Source organism: Streptomyces sp. NPDC059917, from assembly GCF_042730635.1.
Lineage (GTDB): Bacteria > Actinomycetota > Actinomycetes > Streptomycetales > Streptomycetaceae > Streptomyces.
In genome coordinates this window covers 32,033-56,202 of the sequence record NZ_JBHWLC010000023.1, presented here as the reverse complement: position 1 = coordinate 56,202, position 24,170 = coordinate 32,033, and the positions used below count along the sequence as shown (strand labels likewise).

Genomic DNA, 24,170 nt, shown 5'->3' with positions numbered 1-24,170 from the left:
GACGGCGCAACGAGGCACTCCCCCCGGCCCAAGAAGCCGCCACCATCTACCGCACACTCACCGAGGCCAACCCCGACACCTACCTCCCCAACCTCGCAACGTCGCTCAACACCCTCGCCAACCAGCTCGCGGAAGTCGGACGGCATGACGAGGCACTCACCACAGCCCAAGAAGCCGCCACCATCTACCGCACACTCACCGAGGCCAACCCCGACACCTACCTCCCCAACCTCGCAACGTCGCTCAACAACCTCGCCGCCCGGCTCGCGGAAGTCGGACGGCGCAACGAGGCACTCCCCCCGGCCCAAGAAGCCGCCACCATCTACCGCACACTCACCGAGGCCAACCCCGACACCTACCTCCCCAACCTCGCCGGTTCGCTCAACAACCTCGCCGTTCAGCTCTCGGAAATCGGACGGCGCAACGAGGCACTCCCCCCGGCCCAAGAAGCCGCCACCATCTACCGCACACTCACCGAGGCCAACCCCGACGCCTACCTCCCCGACCTCGCCATGTCACTCAACAACCTCGCCAACCAGCTCGCGGAAATCGGACGGTATGACGAGGCACTCACCACAGCCCAAGAAGCCCTCCAACTCCGCCGCACACTCGCCGAGGCCAACCCCGCCGCCTACCTCCCCGACCTCGCCATGTCATTGAGCAACCTCGGCGCCCAGCTCGCGGAGACCGGACGGCATGACGAGGCACTCACCACAGCCCAAGAAGCCGTCCAACTCCGCCGCACACTCGCCGAGGCCAACCCCGCCGCCTACCTCCCCAACCTGGCCATGTCATTGAGCAACCTCGGCGCCCAGCTCGCGGAGACCGGACGGCATGACGAGGCACTCACCACAGCCCAAGAAGCCGCCACCATCTACCGCACACTCACCGAGGCCAACCCCGACGCCTACCTCCCCAACCTCGCAAAGTCACTGAACAACCTCGCCAACCAGCTCGCGGAGTCCGGACGGCATGACGAGGCACTCACCACAGCCCAAGAAGCCGTCCAACTCCACCGCACACTCACCGAGGCCAACCCCGACGCCTACCTCCCCAACCTGGCCATGTCACTGAACAACCTCGCCGTCCAGATCGCGGAGTCCGGACGGCATGACGAGGCACTCACCACAGCCCAAGAAGCCGTCCAACTCCACCGCACACTCACCGAGGCCAACCCCGCCGCCTACCTCCCCAACCTGGCCATGTCACTGAACAACCTCGCCAACCGGCTCGCGGAGTCCGGACGGCATGACGAGGCACTCACCACAGCCCAAGAAGCCGTCCAACTCCACCGCACACTCGCTGAGGCCAACCCCGCCGCCTACCTCCCCAACCTGGCAAAGTCGCTGAACAACCTCGCCAACCAGCTCGCAGGGACCGGACGGCATGACGAGGCCCTGAGGCTCTACGGGGAAGTCATCAGCTCGTGGCACGGACACCCGCGGGTCGTCACACAGCTCTCCTACAGGCGAGCCATGTTTGTCCTGAAACACAGCGGGACGACCGAAGGGGCCGAGGCGTTGTGCACGCTGCTCGCCTCGCCCGCCACGCTCGATAGGCAGATCATCTTCCAGGTTCACCGACTCCTGCAACGCGTGGTCGAATCCGACCCCGCACAGCGCGAGACCGTGATGCGCCTGTGCGGGGAAGGTAGCCGAGCCGCCGAACCACCGACGTGGCTGGACGTCAGCGAGACGGCCCTCAATCTGACAGCGGACTGGATCAACACCGAGACCTGGGCCGACTCCCGTGACTTCTTGGAAGGCCACACCGCCCTGCTCGATCCCTCATCCGCCTTGGCACTGCAGGAGTGGGCGCTGCTTGCCGGCGCCGCGGCCGAACACGCAGAGCTGCTGGACCAGGTGGCGGCCGGCGTTCCAGTGGACGTGGTCTATCGGCCGATGTTGCTGGCCGAGACCCTGACGGCGTGGATCCGGGCAGGTGCCGGGGACGGAGGTTGGGCCGGTTCGGCCGCCTTCCTGGCCGCGCACGCCGAGGGCCTCCTCGCTCCCGACGTGGACGAGGTGCTGGCCGGCATGGGCGAAGGGCCCCAAGGCGAGAGCCAAGTGATCGCCGTGCACCGCGCGATCCTGGCGCTGGCCGCGGCCGACGGCATCGAGGCCGCCTACGGCCTGTTGGAGGACCGGCAGGTACTGCACGCCCGGGTCCAGCGGGCGCTGGAGGCGGCCGACGCGGAGACGCTCGCATGGCTCGCGGTGGTCGAGGAGGGCGTCTTCGACGCGTCCTGGACGGCAACGGTGCACTGGCTGGCCGCCCGCGCCCTCGACGACGCCCCCGCGGTCGCCGACCCGACCGGGGCGGTGGTGCGTGCGGCCCGGCGGGCCGCCGTACCGGACCCGGGAGGCGTCCTGGCCGCCGCGGCGCACGCGGCCGCGCCCGGTGCCGAGGAGCGCAACCGGGCCGTGGCCGAACTCGCGGCCCTGCTGGCGGCCCGGCCCGCGCGGGCCGTCGCGCTGAGCGCCGTCCTCCAGGCGGTCCTGACCAGCACGACCCCGGCGCTCGAAGGGTGAGCGGGCCGCCACCGGCGACCGTACTGATGCTGTCCGCGGTCGCCACCCGCCTCGGCGGCCCCGACACCGGTGCGGAGCAGCGCGAGGTCGTCCAGGTGCTGCGCTCGGCCCGCTATCGCGAGGCACTGACGGTGCACACCGCCCAGGCGGTGCGCGGCGAGGACATCCTGGAGCACCTGCTGGACCGGACACCGACGGTGGTGCACTTCTCCGGCCACGCGACCGACGGGGGCCTGCGGGTCCTGACGGTGGACGGCGGCGACGCGCCGCTGGTCACCGCGGGGCTCGGCGACCTGTTGGCGGCGGCGGGCAAGGGCGTGCGGCTCGTGCTGCTCAACGCCTGTGCCACCAGCGGTGTGGCCGAGGAGTTGGCGGTGACCTCGGGATGTGCGATCGGCTACCCCGGGCGGGTCGGCGACGGGATGGCCATCACCTTCGCCTGCCAGTTCTACCGGTGCATCGGTGCGGGCTACGCGGTGGGACCCGCCCATCGCGCCGCGGTGGCGGTGACCCGGATGTACGGGGCGGAGCCGGGGGAGCTCGCTGTCCTGCACCACGGGCCGGAGGTCGACCCCGAGACCTGGCACCTGTTGCACCCCGCCCACCTGGTCCCGCTGCCCGGCACCGGCATCGTGCCCGATCCGACCGCCTTCCTCGCCCGCCGCGCCGGAGCGAAGCGCTTCACCGCCGTGGTGACCGGCACGACGAACTCCGAGGCCCTCCTGCGGTCGGCCCTCGCCTCCACCGGCGACCTGGAAGTGCAGTGGATACGGATCGACGACGACACGAGCACCGACCACCGGACCTGACGCGGACGCGTAGCTCATCCGTGGAACCGCCCCCCACCGGGGGCGCCTTGGGGCAGGATGGGCTGACGCGGCGACGCCGAGGGGGCGCGGGGTGTGGGAGAGAGTGGTGGGGGACGGTCGCTGGGCGCTGGAACTGGTCTGCGTCTGCTACCTGGGGATCGTGTACATCACCAGTAGGGGCCTGATCGCGGCCCCCCGGTACCGGCTGCTCCAGGGCCGCATCCGGGACTGCCGGGCCCGGGCGTCGGTACTGGCCGCCGCGGACGCCGACGACCCCGTCAGGACGGCGGCGCTGGTCGCCGTGACCGGGCGGTTGGACGAGCTGGAGAAGAGCGGCCTGGTGGTGTGGCGGCTGCTGCCCAGCTCATGGGTGATCGCGATCCCGCTGTCCAAACTGGCCGCCGCCTGGCGGATGCTGCACAGCGCCGAGCGCCAACTCCTGCGCCTGGAGGCACCCGGGGAGATCGCCGCGCACGTCAGGTCGGTACGCCTGCGGCTCGATGCCTCCCCGCATCCCGGTGACAAGGAGCTCGCCGCCGAACTGGCCGCGCGGCCCGCCACCGGGCCCGAGGTCGGCGCCCTCCTGTTCGCGGCCACCGAGCACCTCCACGACCGGGAGGACACCGAGTCCGAGCGCGAGTACGAGCAGCAGCGCATCGCCCTGTGGCTGGCCACGACCGGGCTCGGCGCGGTCCTGCTGATCGGCGCCGTCATGGACCACCGGCTGACGATGGTCTTCGGCGCGCTGGGCGGCTTCCTGTCCCCGCTGATCGGGGTCATGCGCGCTCAGCGCCCCTCCTCCTGGGGAGTGCTGGTGCTGGCCCCGGTCGGCGGCGCCCTCGCCTCGGTCGGCGGGCTGCTCCTGGTCCGCATGCTCGCCGACCCGGAACTCAACCTGCTCGGCCACGTGTTCCTCGACAACTCGTGGAACGCGCCCGCGGCTCCCATCGCCCTGGCGATCTCCCTCCTGTTCGGGTTCTCGGGCACCCTGTTCTCCCGGCTCGCCCTGACCGCCACCGGCCAGCTCCTGGCCACCCCGGGCGCCAGCACGCCGAGCGGCGCGGGCGGGCGCCCCCTGTAGCCGTCGTCCTGGACAATGGCACCGACGATCACGATCATGACGACGGCGCCGACCGGCCCGCACCGGGCACGGTCCCGAGGAACGAAGGATCCATGACCCTCCAAGAAGGCCAGCGGGTGCGGCTCGCGGCGGACACCAGGCTCACCGACTGGGTCGCGGTGACGGACGACTCCCCGGAGTCCCCCGGGACCGTCGTCGGATCGCTGTCCCTGGCGGCGGGCGTCGAGGGAACCGTCGAGCGGGTGGTCGTCCACGACCGGCAGGGCCCGGAGGCCGCCGATTACCTGCGGCTCTCCTCGCTCCTGGAGGACTTCGGCCCGCAGATGCCCCCGGCGAGCCGGCAGCAGCTCGTGGAGAAGGTCGCTTCCCTGGAGCCCCACTGGGTCGCCTACCAGGAGCAGCGGCTGCGCGCGACGGTCCGCGTCCGCCTCGACAACGGCTTCGTCCTGGACGACTCCCCCGAGGACGCCTTCACCCCCGCCTGAGCCCCGCCCGCTCCGGCCCGATCCCCTCAGACGAGCGGCCTCCGCAGGTGGACGTGGGCGAGGAGCGCGAGCCAGGCGGTGGCGAAGAGCCAGCCGCCGAGCACGTCGGTGAACCAGTGGACGCCGAGGTAGACGCGGCTGAGGCCGACCGCCGCGCCCCACAGGCCGATGAGCACCACGGCCGCGCGGGGCACCCGCGAGCCGCGCAGGAACAGTGCGGCGACCAGCAGCCCGGCGGTCATCGCGGCCGTGCTGGTGTGGCCGGAGGGGAAGGACCAGCCCGAGGCGTGCGCGGCCCAGTCGCCGACGGCGGGGCGCGGTCGGGCGACCAGCGCCATGACCGCGTAGCGCAGCACCTGGCCCGCGCCGAGGCACAGCAGCAGCGCGGCGGCCGTACGGGCCCCGCGTCCGGTGGTGCGGCCCGCGTACCACCCGGCCACGAGCAGCAGGACGTACGGGACGAAGCCGGTGCCGGTGTCGGTGAGCAGGCGGGCCACGGCCGCCGCGGAGGCCGGTCGGTGCGTCACGGACCAGCGGTGCAGGCCGGTGTCGGCGGGCAGCAGGTGGTCCGGGGCGCGCGTGACCCACAGCGCCAGCAGCGCGAACAGGGACGCGGCGACCAGGGCCAGCCAGCCGGCGCGGCGGGCGGCGTCGGTACGGGTCATGCGGCGGCCAGCAGGGGGCGCAGCGGGCCGCGCCCGAGCCGGTCGGCCAGCGTTTCCCGGTGGCTCCGGACCGTTCGGGCCGCCGCGGCGGCGACCGCGGCGCCGACGAGGCAGCCGGCCAGCACGTCGTGGGGGTAGTGCGCGCCCACCCACACCCGGGAGGCGGCCATCAGCGCCGCCGCGACCAGGGCCGCGGCGCCGATCCGGCGCGAGACGAAGAGCAGGGCGACGGCGGCCGCCGTCGCGAGGGCGGCGTGGTTGCTGGGGAAGGACCAGTCGCCGGGGGCGGGGCACGCCTCCAGCGTCACGGCGCGCAGGGTCCGGCAGGGCCGGTCCTCGCGCACGGCGAGTTTCAGCAGGGAGTCGACGCCGAAGGCCACCAGGGTGATCGCCGGTACCGCGAGGGCGGTGACCGCCGCGGGGGCGCCCGCGCGCCGGGCCCGCCACCAGCCCACGGCCATCAGCACGGCGAAGAGCGCCAGCCCGTAGGTCGACCAGGCCGAGACGAGGGTGTCGAGCCAGCCGGGGGCCCGGTGGGCGAGCCCGGTCACGTCGACGTAAGCGGGGCCGTCGACGCCTGAGCCGTCGTACGCCAGGGCGTGCGCGGGGACGTACGAGGGCGCGTGGGCGGGTGCGGGGAGGTGCGCGGTGGTCATCCAGCGGATCCGTTCCGGTGCTTGACGGCCCGCCGGGAGCGGAGCAGTTCGATCGCCAGGGGCAGCAGCGACACGGCGACGACGAGGGCGACGATCGGCAGCAGGTAGCGGTCGACGTCGGGGACGGCGGAGCCGAGTCCGTAGCCGGCGAGCACCAGGCCCAGCGTCCAGAGCAGTCCGCCGGCGACCTGCCAGAGGGTGAAGGCGCGGGCCGGGACCTTGAGTGCTCCGGCGAGCGGGTTCAGGACCGTGCGCACCACCGGTACGAAGCGGGCCAGCACGATCGCCTTGGCGTGGCCGTACCGGTCGAGCAGTTCTTCGGCCCGTTCGGCTCCCTCGTGCAGGCGCGGGGACCGGCTGCGGGCGAGGAGGGCTCCGCCCGCCCGGCGTCCGATCAGGTAGCCGCACTGGGCCCCGGTCAGCGCGCCGACGACGGCGGCGGTCAGGACCAGCGGGAGCGAGAGGGTCGTGACCGCTCCGGCCGGGCCCGCGCACAGCAGGCCCGCGGTGAAGAGCAGGGAGTCCCCGGGCAGGAAGAAGCCGATCAGCAGGCCGGTCTCGGCGAACATCACGACCCCGATGCCCACGACGCCGAAGGCGGCCAGGAGCGAGTGCGCGTCGAGCAGGTTGACCGCGAGGTCGGTCGCGGTGGTGACGGTATCGGCCATGGGCGGGCCTCTCGGGGAGTCGGGCGGCGGGCGGTGCGCGGCGGTCGGGGACCCGTGGCCGCGGTGGATCGGCGCTCCGCACGCGGCGCCGATCGACTACAGCCGCGTAGACGGTCTACTGCACTGTAGACGATGTGCGGGTCGAGGACCGTGCAACGGCGCGCGGGGGCGGCCGCGCGGCGGGGCCGTCCGCACCCGCACAATGGGCTCGACGACCGAGCACGGCCCGGTCGGCCGGCAGGAGGCGCGCAGAACGTGAACGACCCCGTACCGCAGGGATCGGCCCGGCCCGAGGGCTGGGCGCAGGACGTGCTGGCCCGGCTGACCGCCGTGGACGCGCTGGACCAGGACCTGATCGACGCGGTCCACGGACAGCCGGACCTGATCGCGGAGACCGGTGCGCGCCGCGCCCGGGCCCTGCACGCGGCCGCCATGGGTCTGGGCCCCGCGGGGTGCGCCGCCGCCGCGGGGGTCTCGGAGGCCCTGCTGACCCGCTGGAGGCGGGACCCGGCCTTCGACGCGGCGCTCGTGGCGGCCACCGCCCTGGCCGCTTCCCTGCCGGTGGCGCCGCACGGGCAGCTCAACGGTTTCGCCCTCGGCGTCCTGCTGCGGTCCCTGGCCCGGGACGCGCACCTCGGCACCGCCGCCCGCGCCGCGGGCCTCACCCGGGACCAGCTCACCCGGATCCGGCGGAGCAACGCCGCCGTCAACGCGCTCGTCGAGGCCGCGCTCCGCGGGGCGCGGGTCCGCCACACCGAGGAGCGGAGCCGCAAGCGCCCGTACGGCTACCGCCTGGTCCACCGCGCCGGGACCACACCGCCCGAGGGGGCGGGACCCGCGGGCGGCCCCTGAGGGGCGGACACCGCCCCGAAGTGGCGGGCGCGCGGGCGCTAGTGTGCGCCTGTGAGCCATTACGTCGTCGTAGGATTCGGGCCCGCCGGGGCCGCCACCGCCCGACTGCTGGCCGCGCGGGGGCACTCGGTACGCGTCGTCACCCGCTCGGGCCGCAGCCCCGAACCGGGCATCGAGCACGTGGCGTTGGACGCGGCGGACGGGGAGCGGCTGAGCGAGGCGGCGCGGGGCGCGGCAGCGGTCTTCGGCTGCGCCGCGCCGCCCTACCACCACTGGACGCGTGCGTGGCCCCCGTTGGCGGCGGCCCTGTGCGGGGCCGCCGAGGCGAGCGGGGCGGTGCTGGTGATGCTGGGCAACCTCTACGGCTACGGGCCGGTCGACGGCCCCCTCACGGAGGAGCTGCCGCTCGCGGCGACCGGCCCCAAGGGCCGTGTGCGCGCGGCCGTTTGGGAGCGGGCGCTGGCGCTGCACGAGGAGGGCCGGATCAAGGCGGTGGAGGTCCGGGCCTCGGACTTCTTCGGCCCCGGGGTGACCGACGGCGGGCACCTGGCCGCCCGGGTCGTGCCGCGCGTGCTGCGCGGCAAGGCGGTCTCCGCCCTCGGGGACCCGGACGCGCCGCACAGTTGGAGCTACCTCCCGGACGTGGCCGGGGCCCTGGTCGAGGTCGCGGGCGACGAGCGGGCGTGGGGACGCGCCTGGCACGTCCCCACGGTTGCCCCGCGCTCCACGCGCGAGATGGTCGACCTCCTCGCCGCCCGGGCGGCGACGGGGCCGGTCGCCGTGCGCCCGCTGCCGCCCGCCGTGCTCGGCGTCGCCTCGCTCTTCTCGCCGCTGATCCGCGAACTCAAGGAGGTCCGCTACCAGTTCGACCGGCCGTTCGTCATCGACGCGCGGGCCTACGAAGCGCGCTTCGCGCAGCGCGCCACCCCCCTCGACGAGCAGGTCGAGGCGACGGTGGACTGGTGGCGCGCACGCCCGGGGGCGTGAGCGCCGACCCGTCCGACCGCTCAGGGGCGGATCCCGTCGCAGCCGATCCTCAGGTGCCGGGGACCGCGCAGCACCGCGTTCTGCCGGTACGGCGGCGGGTCCTCCAGGAGCCGGGGGTTCTCCAACCGCCGGGCCAGCTCGCTCAGCGCGAGCTGCGCCTCCAGGCGCGCCAGCGGTGCGCCGAAGCAGCTGTGGATGCCGCTGCCGAGGCCCAGGTGCTGGATGTCCTTGCGGTACGGGTCGAAGCGGTCCGGGTTCTCGAAGCGGGCCGGGTCCCGGTTGCCGGAGGCCAGGATCAGCCACATCGAGGAGCCCTTGGGGATGGTGACCCCGCGGACCTCGATGTCGACGAGGGGCGTGCGCTGGGGCAGCAGTTGCACCGGCGGCTCGAACCGCAGCAGCTCCTCCACGAGCGGCACGGCCAGCCCCGGCTCCTTGCGGAGCTGCGCCAGGACGTCCGGATTGCGCAGCAGCGTCAGCATCCCGTTGGTGATCAGGTTCACCGTGGTCTCGTGCCCGGCGATGAGCAGCAGGGCGGCCGTGCTGAGCAGCTCCATGGTGGACAGGGTCTCGTCCGGGCCGTTTCCGACGGCCAGTTGGGAGAGCATGTCGTCGCCCGGGTTCTTGCGCCGTTCCTCGATCAACCCGGCGAGGTACATGCCGAGTTCCATCCGGGAGTCGTGGGTGCTGCGCTGGCGCTCCACCGGGTCGGAGTCCGGGTCGGGGTCCAGGCTCGCGGCCAGGGTGTCGGCCCATACGTGGAAGCGGGCCTCGTCCTCGCGGGGCACGCCCAGCAGTTGGCAGATCATCGTGACGGGGAACGGGTAGGCGAACTGGTCGACCAGGTCGATCTGCCCGGGGTCGCCGAGGTTGTCGATGAGCCCGGTGACGATCCCCTTCAGCCCGTCGCGCATCCCGTCGACGCGGTGCGGGGAGTGCGGCGGCCCGAAGGGCCTGTTGGTCATCCGGCGCAGCCGGTCGTGTTCCGGCGGGTCCAGTTTCAGGAAGCTCGGCGGCAGCGCGGTCTCCTCCTCTCCCCCGCCCTCGGCCAGCGGGTCGCCGGCCATGGCGGTCAGGTTGCGGGAGTCGGAGCTGAGTCGCGGGTCGTGCAGCAGGCTGTGGATGTCGTGGTAGGTGCTGATGACGTACGGCCCGGTCCCGTCGTGGAAGACGGGCGTCTTGCGCAGCTCCTCGTACAGCGGGTACGGGTTGGCGCGGTTGGCGTAGTCCAGGATCTGGCTCAGGATGCCGTCGTTCATGGCGGGTCCTCCGTGGGCGTGCGGGTCAGTGCCCGGCGGGGGTGAAGGTGATCCGGCGGTCGGCCGGGGAGTACCCGCTGAGGGTGATGGTCGGGCCGTGCGTGGGCACGGAGGGGTCGGGGAAGTCCGCGGGGATCGGCTTCTGGCCCTCCGAGCGGCGGTCCACGGTGGTGAAGGGGAGCGGGAAGGGTGCGGTCGCCTCGATCTGCTGCTCGTAGAACTGCAACCAGCGCGAGTTGTCGAAGGTGACCGCTCCGATCACCCGGCCCTGGTAGCCGTAGACGCCGGTGAAACGGCGCTCGGCGCGCGAGCCCTGGGCGATCATGATCTCGGTGCCCATGGAGGGCACTCCGACGGACTTGATGTTCACCCCGAACTGGGAGGACCAGAACGCGGGCACCCACAGGTGCGGGCGGCGGTCGGTGCTCTCGCTCAGCATGTTGTGGGCCGCGGTCTCGGCCTGGGCCACCGCGTTGCCCCAGTGCTCCAGGGACAGGAACTGGTAGCCGAAGAGCGCGTGCGGGGAACGGGCCACGTCGCCCGCCACGTAGATGTCGTCGGTGACGATGCCCCGGATGTCGAAGGCCCGGCAACCGGCGTCGCAGGCGATCCCGCGCGGGCCCGCCCCCAGCCCGGAGCCGGTCAGCCACTCGGTGTTGCGCTGGGCGCCGAGCGAGACGACCACGACGTCGCACTCCAGGGTGGTGCCGTCGGAGAAGTGCGCCGCCCGGACCCTGCCGGTCGCGTCCCCCTCCAGGCCCGTGACCATGACGCCGGTGCGCAGGTCCACGCCGTTCTCGCGCTGCATCTCGGCGGCGACCGCACCGATCACGCCGCCCAGGGCGCCGACCAGGGGGCCGTCCCCGCGCTCGGCGACGGTCACCTCCAGGCCGCGTTCGCGGCAGGCGGAGGCGATCTCGGAGCCGGTGAAACCGGCGCCGATGACCAGGACCCGGCTCGGTCCGGCGGCGAGCGCCCGGGCCAGGGCCGCTCCGTCACCGCGGGTGCGCAGGGTGAAGACGCCGCCGAGTTCGCGTTCGGCCTCGTTCGGCCAGGGCCGGGCGCGCACTCCGGTGGCGATCAGCAGCCGGTCGTAGGGCACCTCGTCGCCGTCCGCCAGTTTGACCGTACGGGCCGCCATGTCGAGGCCGTCGGCCGGTACGCCCAGGCGCCACTCGGCGCCGAGGTCGCGGCGCCGTGGCAGCAGGGTGTGATCCGCGTCGGCCCGGCCCAGCAGCACCCCCTTGGACAGGGGCGGGCGGTCGTACGGTTCGTGGGGCTCGTCGCCGATCAGGGTCAGCGAGCCGGTGAAGCCCTTCTCCCGCATGGTTTCGGCGGCCCGCAGGCCCGCCAGTGAGGCTCCGACGATGACGATCCGGCCGGACCGCTTGAGCTGTTCGAGGGCGCTGTCAGCCATCGGAGACCTCCCCGGATCCGGTGGAGGTGGCGGCGCCGGCCGCGGCCAGGTCGAGTTCGTCCACGAGGATCGCCTGTACGGGGCAGGCGGCGGCGGCCTGGAGCACGCGCTCGCGCTGGGCGGCCTGGGCCATCGGGTCGTAGAGCAGCCCTTCGTCCCCGTGCATCGCGAAGACGTCGGGGGCGAGGAAGGCGCACTGCGCGTATCCCTGGCACCGGTTGAGATCGACGACGAGCCTCAGCAAGGTGTGGTCCTTTCGGTGACCCCCCGCGGCTTCCCCGGACCAGCCTGCGGGCCGTGGCGCGGCGGGGCCCGTCGGGCGCCTCCGTCGGAGTGAATCGCCGAGGGTGACGCCGGTCGGGGGGCGGGTCAGGCCGCGGGGCCGGGCGGCCGTGGCGCGGCCAGGCCCGACTTCAGGACGTACACGCTGATTATCAGGGCCCAGGCCGGGAACACCAGCTCGGACCACGGCACCGAGGACCCGACCACCAGCAGCACCAGACCGGCGAGGGTCCCGAGGAGGACCAGCGGCCGCGGGAAGACCCCGAGCCTGCGGCCGATGGTCGAGGTCGCGAGGACGAAGACGGCGGCCATCCGCATCGCGTAGGTGGTGAGCAGGGTGTAGGAGAAGTGGCGGCCGAAATCCTGGGGTTGGTCGGCGTCGAGCACCGTGCCGGCGGCCGCGGCGGCGCCGAAGAGGCAGGCGACGAAGACCAGGCCGCTGCCGAGGAAGACGGTGGAGACGAAGCGGTCCTCGGCGTCGCCGCCGTGCGCCCGCAGCGCCCCCATGAACCAGAGGAAGGCGATCCCCGCGAAGGGTACGAGTTCCACGGCCGCCGTCACCGCGTCCCGCTGGCCGGAGGTGATGGCCACGCGCGCCGCGCCGCCCCCTTCGGGCAGGGCGATCCGGGCCAGCACGATGGCGCCCGCGAGCAGGATCGCGAAGAGCACCCCCGCCAGCCCGGCCATCCGCGGGGTGCTCAGGCTCTGCCCCGGGGGCGTCGTCGGTCGTCCTGTCGGTGGTCCTTGTCTCATGCCTCCAGCAAGCCGGGCGCCGTGCGGGGCCGCCAGCGGGGCCGGACCACCCGGGTGACGCGGCGTCACCTCGCCCGGGTGGACCGGCGCGGGCCGCCGTCAGGTGCCGACGTAGGCCGCGAGGTGCTCGCCGGTGAGGGTGCTCCGGGCGGCGACGAGGTCGGCGGGGGTGCCCTCGAAGACGATCAGGCCGCCGTCGTGGCCGGCGCCCGGACCGAGGTCGATGATCCAGTCGGCGTGCGCCATCACGGCCTGGTGGTGCTCGACGACGATGACCGACTTGCCGGAGTCCACGAGCCGGTCCAGCAGTCCGAGCAACTGCTCGACGTCGGCGAGGTGCAGGCCCGCGGTCGGCTCGTCGAGGACGTAGATCCCGCCCTTGTCGGCCATGTGCGTCGCGAGCTTGAGCCGCTGGCGCTCGCCGCCGGACAAGGTGGTCAGCGGTTGGCCGAGGCTGAGGTATCCGAGTCCTACGTCGGCGAGCCGGACCAGGACGGCGTGCGCGGCCGGTGTGCGCGCCTCGCCGTCGCCGAAGAACTCCCGCGCCTCGGTCACCGACATCGCGAGCACCTCGCTGATGTCGCGGCCGCCGAGGTGGTAGTCGAGGACGGACGCGTCGAAGCGCTTGCCCCCGCACTCCTCGCAGACGCTGGCGACCCCGGCCATCATCGCCAGGTCGGTGTAGATCACCCCGGCGCCGTTGCAGGCGGGGCACGCGCCCTCGGAGTTGGCGCTGAAGAGCGCCGGCTTCACCCCGTTGGCCTTGGCGAAGGCCTTGCGGATCGGGTCGAGCAGACCCGTGTACGTCGCCGGGTTGCTGCGCCGCGAGCCGCGGATCGCGCCCTGGTCGACGTGGACCACCCCGGCACCGCGCGGGATCGATCCGTGCACCAGGGAGCTCTTGCCGGAACCCGCGACGCCGGTGACGACGGCCAGCACCCCGAGCGGGACGTCGACGTCGACGCCCCGCAGGTTGTGCGTGCGCGCGTCGCGGATCTCCAGGGTCCCGGTGCGCTCGCGCACCTCGGTCTTGACCGCGGCCCGGTCGTCGAAGTGGCGGCCGGTGACGGTGGTGCCCGCCCGCAGGCCCTCGACGGTGCCCTCGAAGCAGACGGTGCCCCCGCCCGCACCGGCGCCGGGACCGAGGTCGACGACGTGGTCGGCGATCGCGATCGTCTCCGGCTTGTGCTCCACCACGAGCACGGTGTTGCCCTTGTCCCGCAGCCGCAGGAGCAGGTCGTTCATCCGCTGGATGTCGTGGGGGTGCAGGCCCGTGGTGGGCTCGTCGAAGACGTAGGTGACGTCGGTGAGGGGGGAGCCGAGGTGGCGGACCATCTTGACGCGCTGCGCCTCGCCCCCCGAGAGCGTGCCCGACGGCCGGTCGAGGGAGAGGTAGCCCAGCCCGATCTCCGTGAAGGAGTCAAGGGTCTGGCGCAGCGTGGCGAGCAGCGGCGCCACCGAGGGTTCGTCGAGGTCGTGCACCCATGCGGCGAGGTCGCTGATCTGGAGGGCGCAGGCGTCGGCGATGCTGATCTTCTTGATCTTCGACGAGCGGGCCTCGGCGCTGAGCCGGGTGCCCTCGCACTCGGGACAGGTGGTGAAGGTGACCGCGCGGTCCACGAACTCGCGGATGTGCGGCTGCATCGCCTCGCGGTCCTTGGACAGCATCGACTTCTGGATCTTGGGGATCAGCCCCTCGTAGGTGAGGTTGACGCCCTCGACCTTCACCTTGGTCGGCTCCCGGTAGAGGAAGTCCTGCATCTCCTTCTTCGTGAACTTCGCGATCGGCTTGTGGGGGTCGAGGAGGCCCGACTCGGCGTAGACGCGCACGGTCCAGAAGCTGTCCGACTTCCAGCCCGGGATGGTGAACGCGCCCTCGGCGAGCGACTTCGAGTCGTCGTAGAGCTGGGTCAGGTCGATGTCGGAGACCGCGCCCCGGCCCTCGCAGCGCACGCACATGCCGCCCGTGCGGGTGAAGGTGGCCTTCACCGTCTTCTTCGCGCCGCGCTCGACGGTGATGGCGCCGCTGGCCCGGACGGAGGGGACGTTGAAGGCGAACGCGCCGGGCGGGCCGATGTGCGGCGTGCCCAGGCGGCTGAAGAGGATGCGCAGCATGGCGTTCGCGTCGGTGGCGGTGCCGACCGTGGAGCGGGGGTCGGCGCCCATCCGCTGCTGGTCGACGATGATCGCGGTCGTCAGCCCGTGCAGGACGTCGACCTCCGGGCGGGCCGTCGTGGGCATGAAGCCCTGGACGAAGGCGCTGTAGGTCTCGTTGATCAGGCGCTGCGACTCCGCGGCGATCGTGCCGAAGACCAGCGAGCTCTTGCCCGAGCCGGAGACCCCCGTGAAGACCGTCAGGCGGCGCTTGGGGATCTCGACGCTGATGTCCTTGAGGTTGTTCACGCGCGCGCCGTGCACGCGGATCAGGTCGTGGCTGTCGGCGCCGTGCGGCGCGGGCGGCTGCGCGTCCGTCGTCGTGCGCTTGCTCATCGTCTCTCCATGTCTGCTGCGTCGGCGCGGTCGCGGCGCCGGTCCACTCCCCCTGTCTACCGGATCGGCGCTCCGCCCGCGCCGGTCGGCGGGTGCCGACCGGCGCGGGGGCGCCCGTTCACGGGGCGGGGGTCACCGCCCCCGCGCCTGGCTGAAGCGCAGCATGTTCCCGGCCGGGTCGCGGAAGGCGCAGTCGCGGACGCCGTACGGCTGGTCGATCGGCTCCTGGACCACCTCGCCGCCGGCGGCGCGGATCCGCTCGAAGACGGCGTCGCAGTCGTCGGTGCGGAAGATGGCCCCGCGCAGCAGGCCCTTGGCCAGCAGGTCGGCCACCGCCTCGCGGTCGGCGGCCGAGGCGTTCGGGTGCGCGAGCGGCGGTTCGAGGACGATGTCCACGTCGGGCTGCGACGGCGCGCCGACCGTCACCCACCGCATCCCGTGCGCCGCGACGTCGCCCCGCACCTCCAGGCCGAGCACGTCCCGGTAGAAGGCGATCGCCGCGTCGTGGTCGTCGACGGCGATGAAGCACTGCGAGAGGTTGATGTCCATGGGTTCCACGCTAGGTTCCCGGGATCGGCTCCGGCTTCTCCGTTCCTGACCGATCGCGGGCCCCCGGCGGGTGAGCGGCGGCGAACAGGGCGTGGAGCAGGACGGCCGCGAGGGTGCCGGCGACCACGCCGGAGCCCAGGACGGTACGGACCCAGCTCGGGAAGGCTCCGTAGAGGTTCGGGGCGAGCACCGGCAGGAGGCCCGCGGCGAGGGCGAGGGCGGCGACCATCGACCTGCTCCCCTCGGCCAGGTCGGCGCGCGCGAGCATCTGGACGCCCATGACGGCGATCACCGCGTAGACGACGAGGGCGGATCCTCCCACCACCGCCGGTGGCAGGCCCGCGACCGCGCGGGAGAGCGGGGAGAGCAGGCCCAGGACCACGAGGAGGCCGCCGGCCGCGGCGGTGACGAACCGGCTGCGGACGCCGGTCAGCCGGCCGATGCCGATGTTCTCCGAGCTGGTCACCATCAGGGACGTGCCGAGCGCCCCGGCGAAGAGCGAGGTCAGCGCGTCGGCGCGGGCGATCTTCGGGACGTCTCGGCCCGGGTCGGCCGCGCGGCCGACCGTCTCGCTGTTGAGGACGCTCTGGCCGGTGATCTCGGCCAGGGTGGTGAGGCTGAAGAGGAGCAGGGGCAGGGCCGCGAGGAGGTCGAACCGCGGTGTCCCGTAGGGGAAGGGGTGGGGCAGGGCGAAGCCGCTGCCCGCGGCCGGGGCGAAGGTCCCGAGCCCCGTCGCCACCGCGATCAGGGTCCCGGCGGCCATGCCGATGAGGACCGCGCTCTGGCGCCAGACGCCGCGCAGGAGCAGGTACGCGGCCAGGGTCGCCGCCACCGTGACGCCCGCCAGGACGACGGCCCGGGGCGGCGGGTTCCCGGTCGGCCCGGCGATGAGCTGGGCGGCGACGCGGATCATGGCGATCCCGATCAGCAGCACGGTGACCCCCATGACCAGGGGCGGGAAGAGCCGCACGATGCGCGCGTACAGCGGGACCACCGCCAGGAGCAGCGCGGCGGCCAGGAGCACCGAGCCGGAGGCGACGGCCGGGCCGTGGTCCTTGGCCGTCTGGATGAACAGCGCGGTCGCGGCGCCGCCGGGGAGCATGACGAAGGGCAGCCGCGCCCCGAACTTCCAGATGCCGAGGGACTGGAGCAGTGATCCGGCTCCGGACAGCACGAGCACCGCGCTGAGCAGCGCGGCGCTCTGCGCACCGGTCAGCCGCAGGGCTGCGGCGGTGAGGAAGACGGTGGAGACGGGCGCGGCGGCCATGGCGAGGACGTGCTGGACGGCGAGCGGGGCGAGGCGGCGCAGGGGTATCCGCTCGTCGACGGCGTCGGGCGTCGTCGCGGCGGCCGGTGGGGCCGCCGGGGGCGCGGTGGCGGACGCGGCGGGCGTGGGCGTCGTACTCATGATCCGGACTCCAGCCAGGGCAGTTCGTCGGCCGCGTAGCGGTAGGCGCGGAAGACCGCGTTCGGCTCGGCGGGGAAGAGGTCGCGGACCTCGGACTCCTCGTAGCCGCCGAACTGCGGGACGACGAACTCCCAGACCAGCACGGACTCGGCGGTGACCTCGAAGAGGCGCCCGGCCGGGGAGTCGGTGATCAGCGTGTTGCCGTTCGGGAGGCGTTGCGCGGCGCCCATGAAGGGGGCGAAGAAGGACTCCTTGGCGGGGTCGTGGTACTCCCACACCACCTTCCCGGAGCCGCGGTCGATCTCGATCACCCGCGAGTAGGGGACGTCGTGCCCGGGGCGGAACACCCCGTTGTCGAAGACCAGCAGGTTGCCGTCGGCCAGTTCGGAGGGGTGGTGCTGCTGGGAGACGGTGCCCGGCTCGGTGCGCCACAGGACCTCGCCGGTCTCCCGGCTGATGATCACGACGGCGGACGCGCTGCGGAGGCTGGCCAGGACGTTGCCGTCCGCGAGCGGGACCACGGAGTTGATCAGCGGCCAGTGCTCCCGGGCGTAGTCGGGGTGCAGCGGGTACGCCTCGCGGTCCAGGTGTTCGGCCGCGCGCCAGGACCACACCTCGTTCCCCTCGGCGTCGACCTGCTTGATCGTGTCGGCCCACACGGTGCCGTCCGCCTCGGAACCGGCGACGCCGCCGCGGACGGCGGCCGCCTCGCGGCCGGTCAGGGGTTCGAGGGCGGTGTAGAGGATCCCGCCGTCGTCCAGGTGGTGGGCGTCGTGGTGCTGGAGCGGGTCGCGGTGCTCGCGCAGCACCGTCCCGTCGGGTGCGTGGACGCCCATGACGCCGCCGCGGTACTTGTGCCACATCGGGAAGAGGGCGTCCTCGCCGGGCAGCACCCCGTTGTAGGCGAGGAGTCCGCCGGGCAGGATCCGGGCGTGGCGGCCGGGGCGGTGCGGCAGTTTCCAGGTGTGCACGGTCTCGCCGCGCAGGTTCACCAGGTACACCTCGCCGCCGCCGGTCAGCGGTGCGTAGAGGGTGTGGCCCTCGAACGCGGCGTCGGGATCCAGGGCGATGAGACCGGTGCCGCGGCGGCGGCGCTGGTTCTGGTCGACGGTGGGCACGACTACCCCTCCTCAAACTTTCTTTGATGTACTCGAACGAGTTCGAAGGTAGGGCTCCGTTGTGTCAGCCGTGTGACGGGCGTACGAAACATCTCCCGGCCGCACGTAGGGTGGCCCGGGGAGGACGCGATCATGACGGAGACACCCACCGCGGGCGGTGCGGCGAGCCCTGGGCTCGGTGGCGCCGTGCGCCGCCGCCGACGGGCCCTCGACCTGACGCTGGCCGCGGTCGCGGAGCGCAGCGGCCTGTCCGTGCCCTTCCTCAGCCAGATCGAGAACGAGCGCGCGCGGCCCAGCATGCGCTCGCTCCAACGGATCGCGGACGGCCTGGGCACCACCGCCGTGGAACTCCTCGCCGCCGCCGACGCCGCGGACCGCTCCGTGGACGTGGTCCGGGCCCGGGAGGAAGCGGGGCTGGCCTCCGACGGCGGGGTCCGCCCCCTGGTCCGCGGTCACCACCAGATGCACGCCCTGGAGTTCACCGGCCCGCAGCACGCCGACCGCGAGTTCACGCACCGGGGCGACGAGTTGATGTACGTCGCGGACGGCGCGGCCGAGGTCGAGGCCGAGGGGCGCACGTACCGCCTGGAGCGGGGCGACACCCTCTACCTCACCGGCGGGGTGCGCCACCGCTGGCGCGCGACCAGCGCCGACACCCGCGTCCTGCTGGTCTCCGTCTCGGACGACTGCGGATGGAGTGTCAGTTGACCGAGTTTCGAAGCGACCGACCGGAGTCAGTGCGGCCCGAGGGGCCCCTCATGCCGCCGTCAGCGCCGCCAGGGCGCGGTCCATCGCGTCGTTGAATTCTTCCGGCGTCAGCGGCAGGCGGGACTTGACGTCTCGACTCCACTGGTCGGCGAGGACCTCGGCCAGGCCCGCCTCGACACCGTCGAGCGCCGCGTCGGCCAGGTCCGACGGCGCGATCTTGGCCACGGGCCAGCCCGCGGCCATGTCGGTGTCGGCCAGGCCGAGGTGCACCGCTGTCACGAGCGTGCCCTGATCGGAGAGTTCCAGGCGGACGCCGTTGGTCATGGCCCAGGCGGCGGCCTTGGTCAGGTGGTAGGCATTGGCGCCCTTGCCCCCGAACCACGACATGGCGGAGAGGACGTTGACGATCGCGCCCCCGCCGTTCCTGGCGAGCGCCGGCGCGAACTCGCGGATCATTCCCAAGTGGCCGAACACGTTGGTCTCCAGCTCGCGCCGTACCGCGTCCAGCGAACCGGTCACCAGGTCGGTCCCCGTCTGGATCCCCGCGTTGTTGATGAGCAGCGTGACGTCCGGGGCGGCCTCGGCGGCGGCCCTGACGGATGCGGGATCGGCGATGTCGAGGGGCAGCACGTCGACCCCGGGCAGGTCCATGGTCTCGGGCCGGCGGGCCGTCGCGTAGACCTTGCGGGCGCCCCGTTCGAGCAGACGCTGGGCGAAGGCGCGGCCCAGGCCGCGGTTGGCTCCGGTGACAAGGGCAACTGAGTTGTTGATGTCCATGCCCGGTACGCTAAAACCTGACGTTGGCGTCAGGGGCAAGTGCTGGTCATCAGGGCCGGGAGGAGAGGAATCACCATGACCGCCACAGAGGCCGCGGCCGAGCGGCTGATCCGTATCGGCGAGGTGGCGCGGGGTGCCGGCGTCTCGGTGCGCGCCGTGCGCTACTACGAGCAGCAGGGGCTGCTCATCGCGGAGCGCAGCCCATCCGGCCAGCGCCTCTACCGGCAGGATGCCGTCCCCCTGGTCCGTTTCTTCCAACAGATGTTCGCCGCCGGCCTGACCAGCCGAAGGATCACGGAACTCCTGCCGTGCTGGAACTCCGGGCACACCGACGCCGACCAACGAGCCATGCTGCGCGCCGAGCGGGACCGCATCCGGGCCAAGATCGACGACATGCAGGCCGCCCTGGACCGCCTCGACGGGGTCATCGCGATCACGGACACGCACCCGTAGGCACGGTCGGTCGGACGTCGCACCAGCGATCTACGGCTGGAGTACCAGGTCGTCTCCTTCGGATCTCGTCCCCGGACAAGACCCCTCCGGGGACGCCTCGATCGCCGGCGGGGCTGCATTTTCCAGCCCCGCCCGGGGGCGCCTCCCAGCGGTGGCCGGGGGAGGTTGAGGCGCCCCCGGAGGGCACGCCGAGGACCGGCGAGCTCCGCTCAGTGGGCCGGGGTCGCCCCCGCGGCGCGCCACAGCGTCGTGCCGCCCTGGAGCAGGACCACGTCCCCGGTGGGGCGGACCAGGAGGCGGGTGCCCGGGTGACCGGCGGTCTTGGAGGACCAGCTCACCGCCCCGGCCTCGGTGCGCACGCTCAGCTCCCCGTCGGCGGAGAAGTGCGCCTCGGCGCCCGCTCCGGAGGTGCCCGCGCTCCACAGGCTGCGGTCGTCGCGGTCGCGCAGCACGAGGTCCCCGTTGGACTCCAGGGCCAGCCGGGCGGCGCCCGCGTCCAGGACGTCGCCGGGGCGCAGCACGGTGCCGGGGTGCACCTCGATCGCGGTGTCGAGGCGGCCCTCGGCGAGGGCGCGCAGGGTGGGCAGGGACGGGGTGAAGGCGTAGACCGTGCCCTCGGTGCGCACGTGTCGGCGGAAGGTGAGGGTGGTGGCGCGGCCGCCGCTCGCCGACGGGCACTCGAAGGTGGCGGCGGAGCCGGATCCGATGACCGGGTCGGCGCCGGGGAGCGGATGGCGGGCCGGGGGGAAGTCCGCGTTGTTGACCCAGCGCTTCGCGATGAACTCGAACTGCTCGACGAGGTCGGCCTGGTGGCTGATGAAGAGCAGGCCGCGCGGGGCGTCGTCGGGGGAACCGGCCCCGGCGGCGGGGCCCCCGTGGCCGCCGGGCCCGCCGCCCGGGCGCAGCGGGGGGCCGAAGGGGATGCCGCGCCGGATGATGCGGCGGTTGTCCAGGGTGGCGGCGGGCAGCGGCGGGCGGCCGGGGACCGTGGTGAGACCGGCGCGGGGGTTGCTCTTGCGGATGTGGGAGAACAGGGGCGTGGTCCAGCCCTGCGGGTCCTCGCGGAAGTCGAGCATTCCGTCGATGTCCTCGCCGGGCAGCGGCACCCGTTCGGCGGCCGGGCAGGTGGCGACCGGAGCGCCGCCGGGCCAACGGCCGACCATCCGGGAAGCGAGCCAGGCCGTGGTCGCGTCGGCGGGCGCCGCTCCGGACCGCTTCAGCTCCGCGAGGCACTCCGCGGCCTGCTCCCACCAGCCCGCGACGTCCTGGGCCAGGCGCCGCACGACGGTGAACGAGCCGCCGGTGGCCCATGCGGGCAGTCCGGCGGGTCGGGCGCCGACGCGTTCCTGCCCGATCACGAACTCACCGGCCGGGATCAGCCGGGAGCCCGGCTTGCCGCGCACGCCCGTGCCGTTGACGGGGTCGGGCGCGTCGAAGCCGCGTACGCCGGGCTGGCTGATGGCGTCGAGGAAGCCGAAGTGCTCGTGGCCGCGCAGCGCCCCGGGCAGGGTGGCGCCGTCCTGGCGGAAGAGGACCTCGGCCTCGGCGCGGTCGAGCGCGCGGCCGTGTCGGCCGACGGCCTCGGCCAGGCTCTTGGGATCGTCCGCGGCCAGGGTGAGGACGGCGTGCACCTCCTCGCCCCCGGCCCCGAAGAGCCACGCCTCGGGGGCGCTGTCCCCGGTGTCCCCCAGCTCCTCCGCGCGACCGGCGGCGCCCTCGCGGAAGGCCTCGGCGGTGCTGCCCGCGAGGACGGCCGGGAAGGGGTCCTTCTCGGCGAGCGCGCTCAGGCCGGGGTGGGTGAGGCTCACGCCGACCCACGAGGCCGACATCGAGGCCGGGTCCACGCCGTTGCGCAGGTGGCGCGCGGCGCTGAAGTCGCTGTTGAAACGGGTGACCTTGTCCGTGGTGGACAGTTGGGGAACGAGCTTGCCGAGCCAGCTCCGGCCCTTCGCGGGCGCGTGGAAGTGGATGAGCAGCAGGCAGACGTGGTCCTTGCGGAAGCCCGCGAGGACGTCGCCCTGGGTGGTGGTGTCGGCCCGCAGGGGCAGGTCGGGCGCCGCGGCCCGGGGGGCCGCCGGGGCGCCCGGGGCGGCGGTGGGCGCGGCCGTCGCCGGTGCCGGGCAGGCGCCCACGGCGAGCACGGCCGCGGCACCGGCCCCGGCCCGTACGACGTGACGGCGGGTGGGGTGGTGCGGGGAGGGCGGGCTCTGCAAGGTGTCCTCCGGGCGGGGAAGGTGGGTGCACCGCCGGGTGACGCCGGGGAGGCGGGCCGGGCGGCCGATGATCGTCACCCTGGCGGATCGGAGGGGCCCGCGCGAGGCGGGCACACCGATGGGGTGACGGAGTGTCGGCTGACGGTCCGCCAGTCGGAGGAGTCACGGGCCCGCGCCCCACACGAACGGCCCCCCGTACGCGAACGGCTCCCGGTACGGGACCGGGGGCCGCCGCGCCCGACTCAGCGCCGGTGCATGGTGTGCAGCGCTTCCAGCAGCACCTTGGGGTCGTGGCCGCCCTTGTACACCGGCGGCGGCCGCCGGTCGAGGTGCAGCAGCTCCGCCACCGCGGTCCAGGCGGTGCGCACCGAGTACTCGACGGTGAACACCACGTCGTCGGGGACCTCGGCGTACTGCCCGATGAAGGCCAGGTTGGTGGAGCCCTCGGGGACGACCCGGGGCCGGTCGCCGGCCTTGCGGACCAGGAACTGGCTGGTGATGTAGGGCATCAACGCGGGCCGCACGACCGAGGATTCGAGGATCTGCTCGCTCTGCGCGAGGCGCAGGTGCCCGAGCACCTCGGACAGGATCTCCCGGCCCGTGCACGCGGCCATGGGCTTGTGCACGTGGTCGCCGGGCTTGTCCGGGAAGAGGGCGTAGCCCCACCAGACGAAGGTGTCGTCGGGCTGCTCGTGGAAGTGCGGCTGGTGGTTGAGCACGATGGTCAGCAGCCAGCCCGAGTCCTTGAAGGTGATCAGGCCGCCCTTGCCGGCCTCGCTGCCGGAGAACTCCTCCATGGCCTTGAAGAAGGTGGGGTCCTTGGTGGTGACGGTGAACGACCCCCAGGTGGAGTCCGCGACGGAGGTGTCGAAGACCGACGGGTCGCCGAGGTGGGGGCGCTTGGCCGCGAGGGTGTGCCACAGCCGCCACGAGGCGTCCGGCGCGGAGGTGTCCAGCACGGCGGGGGTGTCGGTGGTGCCCAGGGTCGAGTTCGCGGTCATCGAGCCGTTGGTGACCAGGACGAGGTCCTCGGGGGCGAGCGCGACCCGCTCGACCGCCCCGTCGGCCCGCGCGAGGACCAGGGCGGTGGCGGTGATGCCGTCGCCGTCGGCCAGCTCGACGTCGGTGACGGTGGTGTTCATGGTGAAGCGCACGCCCTGGGTCCGCAGCCAGGCCTGGAGCGGGCGCACGATCGAGTCGTACTGGTTGAAGCGGGTGCGGTAGATGCCCGACATGGTGTCGAAGGTCTTGAAGAGGTGGACGAACCGGTTGAGGTAGCGCCGGAACTCGATCGCCGAGTGCCAGGGCTCGAAGGCGAAGGTCGTGCACCACATGTACCAGAAGTTCGTGGTGAAGAACTCCGGTGCGAAGCAGTCGGAGATGCGCTTGCCGTCGAGGCGCGACTCGGGGGTGCCCACGCAGGCCACCAGGTCGAGCCGGTCGCGCTCGGAGAAGCCCATGGAGCGCGTGGGAACCGGTCGGCCGGTGGCGTCGACCAGGCGGGCCTTGTCGTTCCACGCGAAGTCCTCGTGGAAGGCGAAGGTGTCCTCGGTGACGGAGGTGTCGGGTGCGTCGAGCGAGGGGATGGAGGAGAGCAGGTCGTAGGTGCACTCGAAGTGCAGCTCGAACATCCGCCCGCCGCGCATGGTGTAGCCGGTGTCCGGGTCGCCCGCCGCGTCGAGGCTCCCGCCGGTACGTCCCTGCGCCTCCAGGATCGTGATGTCCGCGCCCTCGAAGCCGCCCTCCCTGATCAGCAGCGCCGCCGCTGACAGGGAGGCGATCCCCGCACCCACCAGATAGGCCTTGGCCACGACGTGTCTCCGCTCGCCCGGCCGCGCGGGCCCCGGTCGGCCGCGCGGTCACCCTGCCAACCCAACAGGCCCCGGCGCCCCCCGCAACCCGGGTGGGCCGCCTGGCAGGCCCGCCCGACCGCGGGACGACCGGCGGCGCGCACCCCCGCGGTGCGCCGCCCCGCGTCGTCGCCGCGATCCCGGGGCGTCGGCGGCGGG

General features: G+C 73.4%; 22 protein-coding genes. 8 read left to right on the top strand and 14 right to left on the bottom strand.

Features of this window, described 5'->3' with window-relative positions; all coding sequences use genetic code 11:
- From ACFWAR_RS16005 to ACFWAR_RS15990, 4 genes are all read left to right on the top strand, one after another.
- A partial coding sequence (locus ACFWAR_RS16005; protein WP_385777385.1) for a tetratricopeptide repeat protein occupies positions 1-2,531 on the top strand: 2,531 nt, incomplete at its 5' end.
- Positions 2,528-3,340 (top strand): CHAT domain-containing protein, encoded by an 813-nt coding sequence (locus ACFWAR_RS16000; RefSeq protein ID WP_385777383.1) that lies wholly within the window; start codon positions 2,528-2,530, stop codon positions 3,338-3,340. The genes ACFWAR_RS16005 and ACFWAR_RS16000, both read left to right, overlap by 4 nt.
- Before the next feature lie 106 nt (positions 3,341-3,446).
- The gene (locus tag ACFWAR_RS15995; protein WP_385777381.1) at positions 3,447-4,421 is read left to right on the top strand and encodes a hypothetical protein; all 975 of its coding nucleotides are present in this window, start codon (positions 3,447-3,449) and stop codon (positions 4,419-4,421) included.
- Between the two features lie 92 nt (positions 4,422-4,513).
- The gene (locus ACFWAR_RS15990; protein ID WP_385777380.1) at positions 4,514-4,906 is read left to right on the top strand and encodes a hypothetical protein; all 393 of its coding nucleotides are present in this window, start codon (positions 4,514-4,516) and stop codon (positions 4,904-4,906) included.
- 26 nt (positions 4,907-4,932) lie between these two features.
- Here the strand turns inward: ACFWAR_RS15990 and ACFWAR_RS15985 are convergent, their stop codons facing one another.
- The 3 genes from ACFWAR_RS15985 to ACFWAR_RS15975 are packed head-to-tail and all read right to left on the bottom strand — an operon-like array spanning position 4,933 to position 6,895.
- Positions 4,933-5,571, bottom strand: a complete 639-nt coding sequence (locus ACFWAR_RS15985; protein ID WP_385777378.1) for a phosphatase PAP2 family protein — start codon at positions 5,569-5,571, stop codon at positions 4,933-4,935.
- Positions 5,568-6,227: a phosphatase PAP2 family protein gene (locus ACFWAR_RS15980; protein ID WP_385777376.1), complete on the bottom strand. Its 660-nt coding sequence runs from the start codon at positions 6,225-6,227 to the stop codon at positions 5,568-5,570. The genes ACFWAR_RS15985 and ACFWAR_RS15980 overlap by 4 nt, the downstream gene beginning before the upstream one ends.
- Positions 6,224-6,895 (bottom strand): DedA family protein, encoded by a 672-nt coding sequence (locus ACFWAR_RS15975; protein ID WP_385777374.1) that lies wholly within the window; start codon positions 6,893-6,895, stop codon positions 6,224-6,226. The genes ACFWAR_RS15980 and ACFWAR_RS15975 overlap by 4 nt, the downstream gene beginning before the upstream one ends.
- A 255-nt stretch (positions 6,896-7,150) precedes the next feature.
- Between ACFWAR_RS15975 and ACFWAR_RS15970 the strand changes: the two genes are divergently transcribed.
- Positions 7,151-7,747 (top strand): hypothetical protein, encoded by a 597-nt coding sequence (locus tag ACFWAR_RS15970; RefSeq protein WP_385777372.1) that lies wholly within the window; start codon positions 7,151-7,153, stop codon positions 7,745-7,747.
- A 51-nt stretch (positions 7,748-7,798) separates the two neighbouring features.
- Positions 7,799-8,734 carry an NAD-dependent epimerase/dehydratase family protein gene (locus ACFWAR_RS15965; protein ID WP_385777370.1) on the top strand — a complete coding sequence of 312 codons (936 nt, stop codon included), beginning with the start codon at positions 7,799-7,801 and terminating at the stop codon, positions 8,732-8,734.
- A 20-nt stretch (positions 8,735-8,754) separates the two neighbouring features.
- Here ACFWAR_RS15965 and ACFWAR_RS15960 read toward each other — a convergent pair whose 3' ends face one another.
- The 8 genes from ACFWAR_RS15960 to ACFWAR_RS15925 all read right to left on the bottom strand — a co-directional run bounded on the left by ACFWAR_RS15960 (position 8,755) and on the right by ACFWAR_RS15925 (position 18,010).
- Positions 8,755-9,993: a cytochrome P450 gene (locus ACFWAR_RS15960; protein WP_385777368.1), complete on the bottom strand. Its 1,239-nt coding sequence runs from the start codon at positions 9,991-9,993 to the stop codon at positions 8,755-8,757.
- 25 nt (positions 9,994-10,018) lie between these two features.
- Complete coding sequence (locus tag ACFWAR_RS15955; protein ID WP_385777366.1) at positions 10,019-11,410, bottom strand: NAD(P)/FAD-dependent oxidoreductase; 1,392 nt, start codon at positions 11,408-11,410, stop codon at positions 10,019-10,021.
- Positions 11,403-11,651 (bottom strand): ferredoxin, encoded by a 249-nt coding sequence (locus tag ACFWAR_RS15950; protein ID WP_385777471.1) that lies wholly within the window; start codon positions 11,649-11,651, stop codon positions 11,403-11,405. Before ACFWAR_RS15950 ends, ACFWAR_RS15955 begins: the two co-directional genes overlap by 8 nt.
- Before the next feature lie 128 nt (positions 11,652-11,779).
- Positions 11,780-12,445: a hypothetical protein gene (locus ACFWAR_RS15945; protein ID WP_385777364.1), complete on the bottom strand. Its 666-nt coding sequence runs from the start codon at positions 12,443-12,445 to the stop codon at positions 11,780-11,782.
- Between the two features lie 99 nt (positions 12,446-12,544).
- Positions 12,545-14,935: an ATP-binding cassette domain-containing protein gene (locus ACFWAR_RS15940; protein WP_385777362.1), complete on the bottom strand. Its 2,391-nt coding sequence runs from the start codon at positions 14,933-14,935 to the stop codon at positions 12,545-12,547.
- Between the two features lie 132 nt (positions 14,936-15,067).
- Positions 15,068-15,484: a VOC family protein gene (locus ACFWAR_RS15935; RefSeq protein WP_385777360.1), complete on the bottom strand. Its 417-nt coding sequence runs from the start codon at positions 15,482-15,484 to the stop codon at positions 15,068-15,070.
- A 10-nt stretch (positions 15,485-15,494) separates the two neighbouring features.
- On the bottom strand, positions 15,495-16,892 hold the full coding sequence (locus ACFWAR_RS15930; RefSeq protein WP_385777358.1) for a uracil-xanthine permease family protein: 1,398 nt from the start codon (positions 16,890-16,892) through the stop codon (positions 15,495-15,497).
- On the bottom strand, positions 16,889-18,010 hold the full coding sequence (locus ACFWAR_RS15925) for an aryl-sulfate sulfotransferase (protein ID WP_385777356.1): 1,122 nt from the start codon (positions 18,008-18,010) through the stop codon (positions 16,889-16,891). The genes ACFWAR_RS15930 and ACFWAR_RS15925 overlap by 4 nt, the downstream gene beginning before the upstream one ends.
- Positions 18,011-18,142: 132 nt before the next feature.
- Here ACFWAR_RS15925 and ACFWAR_RS15920 point away from each other — a divergent pair, with 132 nt between their 5' ends.
- Positions 18,143-18,718 (top strand): helix-turn-helix domain-containing protein, encoded by a 576-nt coding sequence (locus tag ACFWAR_RS15920; protein ID WP_385777355.1) that lies wholly within the window; start codon positions 18,143-18,145, stop codon positions 18,716-18,718.
- A gap of 48 nt (positions 18,719-18,766) precedes the next feature.
- Here the strand turns inward: ACFWAR_RS15920 and ACFWAR_RS15915 are convergent, their stop codons facing one another.
- Positions 18,767-19,495: an SDR family oxidoreductase gene (locus tag ACFWAR_RS15915; RefSeq protein WP_385777353.1), complete on the bottom strand. Its 729-nt coding sequence runs from the start codon at positions 19,493-19,495 to the stop codon at positions 18,767-18,769.
- Positions 19,496-19,570: 75 nt separating this feature from the next.
- On the opposite strand from ACFWAR_RS15915, the gene ACFWAR_RS15910 reads away from it, so the two are divergent.
- Positions 19,571-19,948 (top strand): MerR family DNA-binding transcriptional regulator, encoded by a 378-nt coding sequence (locus tag ACFWAR_RS15910; RefSeq protein ID WP_385777351.1) that lies wholly within the window; start codon positions 19,571-19,573, stop codon positions 19,946-19,948.
- 209 nt (positions 19,949-20,157) lie between these two features.
- Here ACFWAR_RS15910 and ACFWAR_RS15905 read toward each other — a convergent pair whose 3' ends face one another.
- Both ACFWAR_RS15905 and ACFWAR_RS15900 read right to left on the bottom strand, forming a co-directional pair.
- Positions 20,158-22,239, bottom strand: a complete 2,082-nt coding sequence (locus tag ACFWAR_RS15905; RefSeq protein ID WP_385777349.1) for a peroxidase — start codon at positions 22,237-22,239, stop codon at positions 20,158-20,160.
- Between the two features lie 164 nt (positions 22,240-22,403).
- Positions 22,404-23,972 (bottom strand): oleate hydratase, encoded by a 1,569-nt coding sequence (locus ACFWAR_RS15900; protein ID WP_385777347.1) that lies wholly within the window; start codon positions 23,970-23,972, stop codon positions 22,404-22,406.
- Between the last annotated feature and the right edge of the window lie 198 nt (positions 23,973-24,170).

What these genes read in the sequence shown, in the direction of transcription:
- ACFWAR_RS15990 (WP_385777380.1), top strand. Translation starts at nt 4,514, where the DNA reads ATGACCCTCCAAGAAGGCCAGCGGGTGCGGCTCGCGGCGGACACCAGG.
- ACFWAR_RS15975 (WP_385777374.1), bottom strand. Translation starts at nt 6,895, where the DNA reads ATGGCCGATACCGTCACCACCGCGACCGACCTCGCGGTCAACCTGCTC.
- ACFWAR_RS15935 (WP_385777360.1), bottom strand. Translation starts at nt 15,484, where the DNA reads ATGGACATCAACCTCTCGCAGTGCTTCATCGCCGTCGACGACCACGAC.
- ACFWAR_RS15930 (WP_385777358.1), bottom strand. Translation starts at nt 16,892, where the DNA reads ATGAGTACGACGCCCACGCCCGCCGCGTCCGCCACCGCGCCCCCGGCG.
- ACFWAR_RS15910 (WP_385777351.1), top strand. Translation starts at nt 19,571, where the DNA reads ATGACCGCCACAGAGGCCGCGGCCGAGCGGCTGATCCGTATCGGCGAG.
- ACFWAR_RS15985 (WP_385777378.1), bottom strand. Translation starts at nt 5,571, where the DNA reads ATGACCCGTACCGACGCCGCCCGCCGCGCCGGCTGGCTGGCCCTGGTC.
- ACFWAR_RS15960 (WP_385777368.1), bottom strand. Translation starts at nt 9,993, where the DNA reads ATGAACGACGGCATCCTGAGCCAGATCCTGGACTACGCCAACCGCGCC.
- ACFWAR_RS15940 (WP_385777362.1), bottom strand. Translation starts at nt 14,935, where the DNA reads ATGAGCAAGCGCACGACGACGGACGCGCAGCCGCCCGCGCCGCACGGC.
- ACFWAR_RS15945 (WP_385777364.1), bottom strand. Translation starts at nt 12,445, where the DNA reads ATGAGACAAGGACCACCGACAGGACGACCGACGACGCCCCCGGGGCAG.
- ACFWAR_RS15915 (WP_385777353.1), bottom strand. Translation starts at nt 19,495, where the DNA reads ATGGACATCAACAACTCAGTTGCCCTTGTCACCGGAGCCAACCGCGGC.
- ACFWAR_RS15920 (WP_385777355.1), top strand. Translation starts at nt 18,143, where the DNA reads ATGACGGAGACACCCACCGCGGGCGGTGCGGCGAGCCCTGGGCTCGGT.
- ACFWAR_RS15955 (WP_385777366.1), bottom strand. Translation starts at nt 11,410, where the DNA reads ATGGCTGACAGCGCCCTCGAACAGCTCAAGCGGTCCGGCCGGATCGTC.
- ACFWAR_RS15980 (WP_385777376.1), bottom strand. Translation starts at nt 6,227, where the DNA reads ATGACCACCGCGCACCTCCCCGCACCCGCCCACGCGCCCTCGTACGTC.